Origin of the sequence: Desulfosporosinus acidiphilus SJ4 (assembly GCF_000255115.2) — a bacterium.
GTDB lineage: Bacteria > Bacillota > Desulfitobacteriia > Desulfitobacteriales > Desulfitobacteriaceae > Desulfosporosinus > Desulfosporosinus acidiphilus.
This window is the reverse complement of record NC_018068.1, coordinates 3,760,428-3,773,332: the sequence shown is the minus strand read 5'-3', so window position 1 is coordinate 3,773,332 and position 12,905 is coordinate 3,760,428. Positions and strand designations below refer to the sequence as shown.

11 protein-coding genes are annotated in these 12,905 nt (G+C 41.7%); all 11 read left to right on the top strand.

From position 1 onward, the window contains the following. Positions 1 to 282: 282 nt before the first annotated feature. Positions 283 to 2,373: a sigma-54-dependent Fis family transcriptional regulator gene (locus DESACI_RS17245; RefSeq protein ID WP_014828484.1), complete on the top strand. Its 2,091-nt coding sequence runs from the start codon at positions 283 to 285 to the stop codon at positions 2,371 to 2,373. A 339-nt stretch (positions 2,374 to 2,712) separates the two neighbouring features. Further along, a complete protein-coding gene (locus DESACI_RS17240; RefSeq protein ID WP_014828483.1) occupies positions 2,713 to 3,558 on the top strand; it encodes a 3-hydroxybutyryl-CoA dehydrogenase in 846 nt (281 codons plus the stop codon). A gap of 15 nt (positions 3,559 to 3,573) precedes the next feature. Next, positions 3,574 to 4,356 carry a short-chain-enoyl-CoA hydratase gene (locus tag DESACI_RS17235; protein WP_014828482.1) on the top strand — a complete coding sequence of 261 codons (783 nt, stop codon included), beginning with the start codon at positions 3,574 to 3,576 and terminating at the stop codon, positions 4,354 to 4,356. 124 nt (positions 4,357 to 4,480) lie between these two features. After that, on the top strand, positions 4,481 to 5,839 hold the full coding sequence (locus tag DESACI_RS17230) for a thiolase family protein (RefSeq protein WP_014828481.1): 1,359 nt from the start codon (positions 4,481 to 4,483) through the stop codon (positions 5,837 to 5,839). Between the two features lie 47 nt (positions 5,840 to 5,886). Next, positions 5,887 to 7,035, top strand: coding sequence for an acyl-CoA dehydrogenase family protein (locus tag DESACI_RS17225; protein ID WP_014828480.1), 1,149 nt, complete (start codon positions 5,887 to 5,889; stop codon positions 7,033 to 7,035). 86 nt (positions 7,036 to 7,121) lie between these two features. Further along, complete coding sequence (locus DESACI_RS17220; RefSeq protein ID WP_014828479.1) at positions 7,122 to 8,096, top strand: CoA transferase subunit A; 975 nt, start codon at positions 7,122 to 7,124, stop codon at positions 8,094 to 8,096. Beyond that, a complete protein-coding gene (locus DESACI_RS17215) occupies positions 8,096 to 8,905 on the top strand; it encodes a CoA-transferase subunit beta (RefSeq protein ID WP_014828478.1) in 810 nt (269 codons plus the stop codon). The genes DESACI_RS17220 and DESACI_RS17215 overlap by 1 nt, the downstream gene beginning before the upstream one ends. Before the next feature lie 268 nt (positions 8,906 to 9,173). After that, positions 9,174 to 9,641, top strand: a complete 468-nt coding sequence (locus DESACI_RS17210) for a chemotaxis protein CheW (protein WP_014828477.1) — start codon at positions 9,174 to 9,176, stop codon at positions 9,639 to 9,641. Between the two features lie 18 nt (positions 9,642 to 9,659). After that, positions 9,660 to 10,475, top strand: a complete 816-nt coding sequence (locus tag DESACI_RS17205) for a methyl-accepting chemotaxis protein (protein ID WP_014828476.1) — start codon at positions 9,660 to 9,662, stop codon at positions 10,473 to 10,475. Between the two features lie 413 nt (positions 10,476 to 10,888). Next, positions 10,889 to 11,815 carry a PhnD/SsuA/transferrin family substrate-binding protein gene (locus tag DESACI_RS17200; RefSeq protein ID WP_041276122.1) on the top strand — a complete coding sequence of 309 codons (927 nt, stop codon included), beginning with the start codon at positions 10,889 to 10,891 and terminating at the stop codon, positions 11,813 to 11,815. Between the two features lie 333 nt (positions 11,816 to 12,148). Then, positions 12,149 to 12,808 carry a universal stress protein gene (locus tag DESACI_RS17195; RefSeq protein ID WP_014828474.1) on the top strand — a complete coding sequence of 220 codons (660 nt, stop codon included), beginning with the start codon at positions 12,149 to 12,151 and terminating at the stop codon, positions 12,806 to 12,808. Positions 12,809 to 12,905 lie beyond the last annotated feature (97 nt).

Here is a 12,905-nt window from a genome sequence, read left to right as displayed (position 1 = left end):
CCTCACAGCAGAAGCGGCAAGAAATATAGCAAGTAGTGACCAATTCCTGCACACCCTGCACCTCACTAACCTCTAGAAGAAATAGCCGCCACTTATAAAGCCTAGCCATGAGTCTGAAAGGGGGTTATATGGGGATGAGTTAGTAATTTAAAAATCTTTATTAAATCGGTAGGTTATAGTATGGTAGAATAAATATCTAGGGGGACTTAGTCTTTTTAAGTAACGACTCAAATGAAAATTATCCGACGGGTTGAATCCGTATTTACAAAGGAGTGAATAACTGTGCTCCTTCAGGAAGGAACGAATTCTAAAATTTCTTATTTAAGGCTTGGAGATACAATCGCTAAAGCTGTTAATATTTTTTTGGATCTAAAGATTGCTATTATTCCGGTGTTAGATGAGAGAGGCGGGCTTTTGAGTATATTTAGCAGGAGCAGTCTTTATAGGGCAATCTTAGACGGTGCGACCCAAAAGGATATAATTGATCCCTACCTAATAAAAGAAGTGATTAGTATTTCCGAGGAAACTCCAGATGATCAGGTGGCTGATTTCGTGAAAACCAGCTCCGTTGGATCGGTTCCCGTTGTAAATAGAGAGGGGAAAGTTCTTGGCCTCTTATGCAAAACAAATATGGTCATGACTTTGTTTAGACATTCGGAACTACTTAATGTACAACTGAAAGCGATTCTGGATTCTATGCATAATGGGGTAATTGTTGTTGACAGCCGGGGGGTGGTAACTCATGTTAATAATGGGGCAATTCGAATATTGGGTTTAGAAACGGATTCCTCTCTTGGGTTATCTTTGGAAGAATTGTTGCCTGATCTGGATTGCCAAGCAGCACTCCTTCACGGTGAGATTACAGTAGGTCTTAGGTACAAACACGATAACGTTACTATGATCGTAAATATTACTCCTTTAAATATCAGTGGGAACATTGCCGGAGGAACTATTATATTTCAAGATCTAACAGAACTAGAAAACGCCGCCAGAGAATTGGAAACAGTTAAAGCTTTAAACAGGACTTTCGATACAGTTCTTAACATTATTCATGATGGCATTATAGTAGTGGATGACAAAGGAAAGACGACGCTCGTTAATCAAGCGATGGTGGACTTTTTAGGGATAAATCAGGAGGACATTATCGGACACAATATTATGGATGTCATGGAGTCAAGCAGATTACACATTGTAGCAAACACAGGCATTCCCGAAACAAGCGATGTCCAGACTATTGAGGGCAAGCCGTATATTGTTTCCCGGCTGCCAATAATTCGAGACGGGAAGGTTGTTGGCGCAGTGGGGAAAGCCGTATTTCCCCAGCTTGCCGAAGTTAGGCAGCTTGCTGAAAAAATAACACTATTAGAGAATAAAGTAACGTTCTTCCAAGAAGAATTGCAAAAAAATAAAACTGCCCAGGATATTATGAAAGATATAATTGCCGAAAGTACCGAAATGAAAAAAGTAAAAGAAGAGATAACAATTGTTGCCTCAAGCAGTTCTACTGTTTTAATTACCGGAGATAGCGGCACCGGAAAAGAAGGTGTCGCCCATGCCATTCATCTCTGTAGTGATCGGAACAAAGGACCTTTTGTTAAAGTGAATTGTGCAGCTATTCCCGAAAACCTAATGGAAGCTGAAATGTTCGGTTATGTTGGGGGCGCATTTACGGGAGCGGCAAAATCGGGAAAACCAGGACGACTGGAGATGGCTAATGGCGGAACTATCTTTTTGGATGAAATCGGGGATATGCCCCTATCTCTTCAGTCTAAGCTTCTGCGTGTATTACAAGACCGTGAATTTGAACGATTAGGCGGTACAAAAAGTATTAAAGTTAATGTTCGGATTATCGCAGCAACCAATAAAAACCTTAATAAAGCTATTTCCGAAGGGGAGTTTCGAGCAGATCTTTATTACAGGTTAAACGTTATTAATATTCATTTGCCGCCGTTACGGGAGCGTTCCGAGGATATAGAACCTTTAACCCATTTTTTCATAGCTAAATTTAATCATATCCTTAAGGCTAACGTTTCAGGTATAGATGATAAAGCCATACGGACCTTACTAAACTATTCATGGCCAGGGAATATTCGAGAACTGGAAAACGTTGTCGAGAGAGCTGTCAATTATACGCGCAGTGGTATGATCCAGCTAACTCACTTCCCCAAAGAAATCCTTTCCGACAATTCTTCTAAAGACAAAACAACCATGGGAATGATTCGACACCAAGATAAAATTGGCAATATAGAGCGAAAAATGATTATTGATGCTATGGAAAAGGCTGGGGGTAACAAATCAAAAGCCGCAAAGCTCTTGAATCTCACTAGGTCCAGACTTTATGACAAACTAGTAAAGTATGATATAAAGACCTAATTTTCCTTAAGTTATAATTTAATCAATTTGTTATGTCCGAAAGCGGACACATTTGCTTGAAGTGTGTCCGCTTTCGGACATTTTTGTTCCATTAAAAGAAGGGTCGAGTTAGTTTTCTTAAAAATCACATATCTTAAAATTTTTGACCAATTCCGATTTTTGCACCCACCTCTTGAAGCTTGAGCTCCATTAATAGTGAACTAATGCTTACACAAAAAGTTTATATAATGCAATCAGTTCTTGGCATGCCAATTGCAACATAATCTGATGTGTTTCAGCAAATCTCACGACAATATGTAATGAATTTAGTTATCACGACAAGAAATGGAGGAGTTAATTATGAAGACAATCATGGTTATTGGCTCAGGACAAATGGGTGGTGGAATTGCTCAGGTTGCTGCACAAGCGGGCTACTCGGTGATCCTTAATGACATTAAAGAAGAATTTGTAAATCGAGGTCTTAGTATCATTGAAAAAAATCTTCGGCGAAATGTGGAAAAAGGGAAGCTTAATGGGCCGGATATGGAAATTATTTTAGGACGTATTACCAAATCTGTCTCTCTGCAAGACGCCGCTTTAGCCGACCTAGTAATTGAGGCTGCTGTGGAAAATATGAAAGTTAAGGCCCAAATTTTCTCGCAGCTCGATGTTATTTGTCCGGAACATACCATTCTTTCGACCAATACCTCTTCCTTACCCATTACCGAGATTGCTGCCAGTACCAAACGGCCGGAGAAAGTCATAGGAATGCACTTTATGAATCCCGTCCCGGTGATGAAGCTTGTAGAAATTATACGCGGGTTAGCAACTAGTGACGAAGTCTATAAAACAATTGAAGAGCTCAGCTTGGAAATGGGAAAGATCCCTGTGGAAGTCAATGATGCACCGGGATTTATATCCAATCGGGTCCTAATTCCTATGATTAACGAAGCAATCTATACCCTTTATGAAGGGATCGCTACGGTCGAAGCCATAGACAATGTTATGAAATTGGGTATGAATCATCCTATGGGACCGTTAGCACTAGCTGATTTAATCGGATTGGACACTGTTCTCTCTATTTGTGAAGTCCTTCATGAAGGATTAGGCGACAAATATCGTCCCTGCCCATTACTGCGTAAGTATGTTAAAGCGGGTTGGTATGGCAAGAAATCCGGTCGCGGCTTCTATAATTACAATTCATAAGGGGGGGAATAACGAGTGGAGTACCAAAATCTCTTACTTGAAAGGAACGGCCCAATTGCCGTTCTGACCATCAATCGCCCTAAAGCTTTAAATGCTCTAAATAGTGACACGTTAACAGAACTGTCCACGGCACTCGATGAGCTCAGGGGTGATTCCAGTGTTAAAGCCGTTATACTGACGGGCAGTGGTGAGAAAGCATTTGTCGCCGGTGCAGATATCTCGCAGATGAAAGAACTTTCTCCCTTAGAAGGGCGGCGATTTGCTCAATTGGGTCAAGCAGTCTTCAGAAAGATCGAGCTTCTCCCCCAGCCCGTGATTGCTGTCATCAACGGCTTCGCTTTAGGTGGAGGCTGCGAGTTAGCCATGTCCTGTGATATTCGGCTTGCCAGCGAAAATTCCAAATTTGGACAACCGGAAGTAGGACTCGGTCTTACAGCAGGATTCGGAGGTACACAGCGTTTGCCCCGCATAGTGGGCACTGGAATTGCCAGCGAGATCCTCTTTACCGGTGATATTATCGATGCCCAAGAAGCTTATCGTATCGGGTTAGTAAATCATATATATTCGCGCGAAAACCTTATGGAAGAAGCTCAAAAACTTGCTCGGAAAATTGCCGGACGAGCTCCTGTAGCTGTTCAACTAAGTAAAACTGCCATCCAACGTGGCATGAATTTAGACTTAGACAGCGCTCAAGCCTATGAGTCGGAAGTTTTTGGTTTAACGTTTAGTACTCAGGACCAAACAGAAGGTTGTACAGCCTTTATGGAAAAACGCAAACCTATTTTTAAAGGACTATAGCATTCGCTAATTTCCTATGGCGTTTTAAATCTTGTAAAAAGGAACTTGGCGTTTGTGGTCTTGAGAAATGGATCTTCGTTAGTTCTCTTAGAAAATTAAAACAAGTGAGAAGGAGAAATAATTGATGTCTAAAGTAATTCAAAAGCTTGAACTTACCAGAAAAACCTACTATAAGGATGCTAAAATAAGCGCCTACGGCGAAAGAAAACCCGATTATTCAACTATGGGCCGGAAAATTGCCAATACCTATGCCCAACAACGTGAAGTTGTTTGTGTAGAGGCTTGCAGAACCCCTTATGGTAAGTCTCTTGGCGCCTTGGTTGAATATGATGCTGCCCAATTAGGGGCTCTGGCTATTAAGGAAGTTATCCGCAGAACCGAGGGCAAGGTTGAACCCGGAGATGTTGATTATGTTATTATGGGCCACGTGGTTCAGGCCGGCAGCGGGCAGGTTCCCAGCCGACAAGCGACTTTGCTGGCCGGACTTCCTGAACATGTACCCTCGATTACGGTTAATAAAGTCTGCTCCTCAGGTGTGAAAACCATTGATTTAGCTGCCCAAATGATTGCTCTGGGAAGGGCCGAGATCGTGATTGCCGGTGGTCAGGAGAGCATGAGTAACATTCCTTTTGCCCTTCCTGATATGAGGCGCGGGAAGAAAATGGGATTCCTGAATGCTGATTGTGAAGATTTAATGGTCAAAGATGGGCTCTGGGACTCTATCTACGACCGGCATATGGCTATTCATGGCTCGGAAGTGGCTGATGAATTTGGGTTTAGTCGTGAAGAACAGGATGAATGGGCACTGCATTCTCAGCTGGCTGCTTCCGAGGCTATGGCCGCAGGAAAACTTGATGCTGAAATCTTCCCGATTGCTGTTAAAAAAGGCAAGGAAGTCCTGGAAAAGGATGAAGGTCCTCGGGCAAACTCAACGATGGAAGGTCTAGCTAAGCTTGGACCGGTATTCAATCATGTAAGTGATGTTACCGGAAAGCCTGGAAGTGTGACTGCCGGTAATGCCCCAGGTACGAACGATGGCGGAGATGTCTGTTTATTAATGAGCCGTGCCAAGGCTGACGAGCTCGGTATAAAACCTCTCTTTACGATCGTGGATTATGCGGAAGTTTCTCAACCCACCAAAGACATTGCAACTGTTCCCGGCCTTTCCATCAAAAAGGTCTTGGAACAAAACAATATGACATTGAATGATGTAAAACTGATAGAAATTAATGAAGCGTTCGCAGCAGTGGCTCTTGTCAGTGCCCGAAGCATTTTAGGAATGACTAAGGAACAAATGTTTGAAAAGGTTAATGTCAACGGTGGAGCTATCGCTTATGGGCATCCTATCGGAGCAACGGGAGCCAGGATTGTCATGACATTAGCTTACGAACTTAAACGCCGCGGCGGGGGATACGGTGTTTGCGGAATTTGTGCCGGTCATGCCCAGGGTGACGCGATGCTGATTCGTGTCGATGCTGATTAGTGATTCTCTAAGTTTTGCTAAAGATAAAAGAATGGAGTGGATTTGAGATGGAATTTAGACTAAGTGATGAAACTATAATGGTAAGAGATATGGTAAGAAAGTTCGCTAGAACTGAAGTTGCTCCTTTAGCAGAAAAGCTTGACAAAGAACATGTGTTTCCTACGGAAACATGGAAAAAAATGAGGGAATTAGGACTGACGGGTTTTCCTATTCCTGAAGAGTGGGGCGGAGGCGGAGGTTCCTATTTGGATTTCGCTATTATCGTTGAGGAATTAGCTAAGGCCTGCGCATCAACCGCAGTTATTACAAGCGTCCATACGGGTTTAGGCTGTATGAGTATTTACCTATATGGAAGCCAAAGATTAAAAGAAAAATATCTTAGAAGTTTAGCCACCGGAGAGATAATTGGTGCTTATGCTTTGACTGAACCCAACGCCGGGTCAGATGCCGGATCTTTGAAATGCCGGGCAGAAGACATGGGAGATTATTTCCTTGTCAATGGCAGCAAAATATTTATCACCAATGGCGGACAGGCAACCACCTATTGCACCTTTGTTAAAACAGACTCAACGCAACCAAATGGGAAAGGGATTACTTGTTTAATCATAGAAAAGGACACTCCCGGATTTACAATGAGCAAACCTGTTGAAAAAATGGGTATGCATGGATCACCAACCGTGGAACTGAATTTTGATAATGTGAAAGTTCCTAAGGAAAATGTGTTAGGAGAAGTTAATAATGGTTTTGCCGTCGCTATGGGGCTTCTCGCCGGGGGGCGCATCACCATTGGCGCTCAAGGGTTAGGAATTGCTGAGGGGGCCTTGGAATATACCACTAATTATATTAAGGAAAGAAAACAATTTGGAAAAGCACTGGCAGCTAATCAGGGCGTACAGTTTATGATCGCTGAAATGGCTACCAAGATAGATGCTGCTCAGTTATTGATTTATAGGACTGCCTGGCTGAAAGACAATAAAATGCCTCATAACAAAGAAGCATCCATGGCTAAGTTTTTCGCAACGGATACAGCCATGGAGGTGACTACTAATTGCGTGCAGTTAATGGGCGGATATGGTTACTGTTCTGAATTCCCAGTCGAACGAATGATGAGAGATGCTAAAATTACACAAATCTATGAAGGCTCTAACCAGATTCAGCGAATGATCATTGGGCGCGAAGTTATTGGTCGCTTTTAAGACAGAATTTTGGAATCTATGAAACTGAACCAACATCAAAATAAAAACACTGATAATATATGTAACTTTTATAAGGGGGTTGAATAATGGCCAGGCCTAAAAAAGTTAGTCTCACGAAAGCAATAGAGCAGATTAAGGATGGCGATATGCTGACATTCGGAGGTTTTACAGTCTGGCGCCGTCCCATGGCAGCTATTTATGAACTGATTCGGCAGAAAAAACGCAATCTCCACCTTGTTGAGGTCAACGGCGGCACTCATGATGATATGCTTGTTGGCGCCGGTTGTGTTGGAATTTGGGAATCCAGTTGGTGTGGACATGAACTCTATGGAAAATTTGGCAGTAATTTAGCCCGTAAAATTGAAAAGGGTGAAATTCTTTATGAGGATTGGGCTCATATCCATGTTTTAAATCGGTTAACCGCTGGGTCCAAGGGACTGCCGTTTTTACCCACTTATGCTGCTATGGGATGCGATATGTTAAATCCAGAGAATGATAACCTGGGTAAAGCCGGTCTTCGTGATGGTTCCAATCCGCATATCGGTAAGCACAAATATGTTATGTATCAAGAGCCTTTTACGGATTCCGAAATTATCTTAATTCCGGCAGCTAATCCGGATTGGTGCATTACACACGTGCAAATGGTCGGTGAAGAAGGAACAGTAAGGGTTGAAGGATTAAAATTTAGTGATCTGGAAGTTATAAAGGCGTCAAAACATAATATTATTATCGCGGAACAGGTTGTTCCTGAAGAATACTTACGCCGAGAACCAACCCGCAATATGTTGCCGGGCTATCTGGTGGATTACATTGTGGAATTGCCTTGGGGTGCACATCCGACAGGTTTGTTTGGGGTACATGAACCTGATGGGGAGTTTATCTCGAACTTCTTTAAAGCCACCCGTACTCAAGAGGGATTTGATCAATGGGCTGAAGAATGGATTTTTGGTGTTAAAGACTTCCAAGAATATCTCAATAAATTGGGCATCAACCGTTTAGAATCTCTTAAAGCCAATCCTGCTCTAGGTTATTCCTCGACAATGAAAAGGGGGTCAAGATAATGGAGAGCCAAAAAGGATATTCAAAACCCGGTGAATTTAAGCCTTTGGATCTCTTGGCCTGCGCAGCTGCTCGGGAAGTAAGAGATGGTGAAATTGTCTTTGCAGGAACGGGTTTACCGATGCTCGCGATTATGGTGGCTCAGCATACCCAAGCCCCTACGGCCGTCTGTATCTATGAATCGGGTTCAATCGACGGAAGACCGATTGATCTGCCAACCTCGGTAGCGGATGCTCGCTGCAGCTACCAGGCATCAGTTGCCGATGGCTTGACCGACGTGTTTGGGCAGCTTCAAGCCGGTAAGGTGGATTTGGCCTATCTCGGGGGAGCCGAAGTTGATCGCTATGGAAATGTGAATTGCACCTTCATGGGCGGCCCAGCGGGTAAAAGACTCACCGGCAGCGGCGGTAATTCCGATATTCATTCCCTTGCCAAGAGAAGCGTTTTGATCATGCCGCAATTGGGTCAAAAACGTCGTTTTGTGGAGAGAGTCAGCTATATTACCTCGCCAGGCTGGAAGATCCCTCACTGGCCCAGTAAAGAATGGGTTCCTAAACAGCAGGTATACGGTCCTGCATTTAATGGTGGACCGGCTGCTGTGATTTCCGACATGGGAGTTTATCGCTTTGATGAAAACGGAGAAATGTATCTTGATACCGTTCATCCTGGGTTTGCTCCGGAAGATTGCCGGGAAAACTGCAGTTTTGATCTTAACATTTCTCGTTGTAAGGGAGAAACTTTGACTCCGACGTATGTAGAGTTGGATCTGCTTTATAAGGTTATTGATCCGGAAGGCATTATTATGAAGTAGAATTCTAAATGATTCTTCTCAAGTGGGATTAGTTAACCTGATTAAAATTTAACCAAACACTTTTTGCCCGCAATGCATGGCTTTGAATTGCGGGCAAATTGTAATAGTTCCTCCCCCAACGCTCTCGGCGAGTGAACTACTTTGTGATCGAACTATTTTGGACGGACGACTTTGGTTTAGTCGGATACTAAACCAAACGGATTTAGAAAGAGGAGTCCTGAAACTGAGGATCGACTATTGGTAGCAGAACAAGAAAGGAGGATCATCAATGAATGAACTGAAGCAATTTATCCAATTTAAATTGGGTTCTGACGACTATGCAGTGGAAATGGGTTTAGTTCGTGAAATCATTAAACCCGTCAAAGTTAAACCGCTTTTAGGTGCCCCTGAATTTATACAAGGAATTGCTAAAGTACGAGATGGTGTGGTAACGATTGTCGATATTAGAAAGAAATATGCCCTGACTCCTTTTGACGAAGGAGAACCGAGAATTATTATATTTGATTCCGATAAAGACACTGAACAAATCGGATTATGGGTTGACGATGTCGTTGAAATTCTTGAAAGCAACTCCATCGAGCAAGTGCCTCATATTATTTTTCAGGGAACAATTCAAGAAATCATTAAAACGGATGAAGCGATTATACCTGTATTAGATATAAACAAGCTATTTTCGAATGACGTTCTGACCTGGTTAGGTTCCAATGATAACGAAATAACAAATGAAAAGGATTAATGATTAGGAGGTTTGGAAATGTTAGAGGATTTTGTTCAGATCATGCAAATGTTATATGATGCTGACTTTGGTAAGTCGTCTGTTTTACTGTATGACCTTGAAAAATATATAGTAATAAAAGAGGGATCTGTCGTAAAATTTCCCCTTAAGGAGGGTGATAAATTACTTCCAGGTTCTGCTACTCATGAATCAGTTATAACTGGTAAAAAGGTGACAAGGCAAAATGGAGCGGAATTACTTGGCTTTCCTTACTATTCAATAGCTTATCCCTTAACACTAAACGGTGAAGTTATAGGTGGAATTGCCATTGGCTCTTCAGCAGAGAAGGAACACGCACAAGAGAAATTACAAGCTTTAGCCCAAAATCTTTCATCTTCCCTCCAACAAGTATCCGCTGCCATAGAAAATATTGCCGCCTCGGCACAAGTGCTTGCTGATATGGGGCAATCTGTTACAGTATCTTCTCAAAATGTTAATGAGAAAGCACTACAAATGGAAGAAGTCGTTGAATATATTAATTCCGTTGCCAGTGACACAAAGCTTCTTGGACTTAATGCTTCTATAGAGGCTGCGAGAGCCGGGGAGGTTGGACGTGGTTTTGCTGTCGTGGCCTCTGAAATTCGAGCGATGGCGATATCGAGTGCAACTTCTGCCAAAGATATTCGCAAAATTATTGTTGGTATTCAAGAAGTCGTCGGTAGAATGACGAAGGAGCTGGAAAAGTCCGGAGAAAATACACAGGAAGTCTCGGCAGCTATTGAAGAAATTGGTGCTACTGTCGAATCTTTAACGCAATCCGCTATAGAGTTAGCATCATTATCAGAAAAACTATAATTTACCCCGCAAAAGTTTCCACTATCTATTTCTTTTTACGCGCTATCCTAAATATGGCTGACCTTGCTTTGGAGTGAGAGGTTCTATTACGAAGAGTATTTGAATTAGGTTTCTACGGACTCGTAAAATGTTGAATTATCAAATCTGGACAAGTATATAAGGAAACATTACTTTGTTAAAACCTCCTTTTTATGAAGAACTATGAAAAAGGAGGTTTTATCTTTGGAAAATATAGCAACTTTATTAATTAAGGGTAAGTTGAAAACATAAGGTACAGTTTTAACAGGAATTCTAAGCGGTTGGGACACTTGAGAAACGGTTGGTTTGAACACCGGATCTGGAGTTACGAGGTTGGAATGTTTTTAATGATTCTTAAGACATGCTATACTGAATTAACTAAGGGAGGAATAGCAATGCCGAGAAAATTGTGGCTTCTTTCTATCGTGGTATTTATCACAATAATTTTATTTGTCGGTGGATGCCAAACTACTGCTCCGCTTAAAATTGACCTAAAGAAGACCATTTCTGCTGGGCAATTGAAGGAAATGGTTAAAGATAGTTCTAATTATTATCATGTCGGTTTCGACTGGAGATTAGAGCCTAGTGAGGACGTCAAAATGTATATTCCATTATTAAATTATGTGGATCGACAAACAGGCTATAAATTTAGGCTCAGAGTTTTTCCGCATGATACAGATATTGCTCAGGAGATGGTTACAGGTCAGATTCAATTCGCCATTATTGGACCTTTAAGTCTACTCCGTGCTGAAAAATATGGTGTTAAGAGCCTAGTTATTGGTGTTACAGGAAACGGAACCTCCAATTACAGAACCATGTTTGTCACTCAACCTAAGAGTCCCATAAAAACAATTCAAGATTTGCGAGGCCGGATGCTGGCCCTTGGCTCGAGGACTTCGACCCAAGGATATCTAATCCCACGCATCATGTTGGCTCAAGCCAAACTAAGTCTTAGTGATTTGGCCTCCTTCGAATCATTTCAATCCTATGCCGACGCGGCTAATGCTGTTCTAGGCGGAGCTTATGACGCGGCTGCTTTGCCCGATACTTTGGCCGAAAAATTGGCCTCTCAAGGTTTAGTAAAGATTATAGCGATCTCTGATTATTATCCCTCCGGTGGAATAGCAGTGTCTCCTGGATGCAATTCAGCAGTTGTAGCAGCGGTCCAGAAAGCTTTGCTGCGATTTGATCCGCAGGGTAAAGACAGCAAAGGTCTATATAAATGGGATAATTCAGAAATGCCCAAGGGTTTTGGCCCAGTAATTGGGGATCCTTATGCTAGCTACCGTCCATGGGTTAAAGAATTTGGACTTATAAAATAGTCATAATCTGTCTAAAGCGAAAAAGTACTTTGAGGACGAAAAAGGATATAGTATTTAAAGGTTTTTATTTTTGGTCGAGCGAACTGATAGTTCGCTCGGTTTCTTTTTGGTCAGTACTCGTATTTTCCCTAGGTTAAAATCAAAGTAATATCTAAAAATAACTAATATATTTGACAGTTACTCCCATAACTTTTATCGCGTATAATATCAACATAATTAAATTGGCTTTTTACCCGGTGAATGGAACTAAGCAAATTTGCTTTTGTCTGCTGCATAATTCCTCTCGCAGTCAGGCATATGACTGGATTACGTTCACATAAAGGGGGAATTCAGGTGAATCATTCTTTGTATAAGGTGCTTCTTTATATCGATGGGTCAAATCAGTCTTTTTCCGCAGCCGTTTATACCGCCATTTTATTTAAGGAAATTTCCAACATACATTTAACCATTATACAAATAGAGGAATGTATTGGCGGTTCTATGGGGATAGAATATAGTTGGAGAGAATTAAGGCCCAAATACAAAAAGTGTTATTGGGGATGCTCTAAAGAGAAAGAATATTGCTGGAGAGACATATGGCCGGTCCGGCCTAACCCAGACTGGATGAAACTTGTGCTTTCAGAAGCAAATATGGAAACCAGGAACAAGTACGATAGAATACTCGCCAAGACTGATGAAATATTTTCCAGGAGGGGGCTTAATCCCAATCATCAAACATTATACGCTAATATATCCGTTTCCGATAAATCAGATATTGCGAATATGATTATTGATTATGCAACAAAAAATTCATTTCAATTATTGATAATGGGAACACGCGGATTACCGACAATTCAAGGATTGGTTTCCGGTAGTTTAGCACAAATGGTGCGTAGCAAGTCAACTATTCCGGTTTTATTAGTTAAGAAACTTCCTCAAGAATTTATCGATAGTTATTTGTCGGATACTGAACCTTTAATTTCGAATAAAGATCAACTAGTGAAACAATGTTGATTACAGTTAAAACGCCTCCAATAGATTAACCTCCCCTCCACAAAAGGAGGGGAATTTTTTGTGATGGTTATCGAAGATTCCCTTGATAAGCTACTAC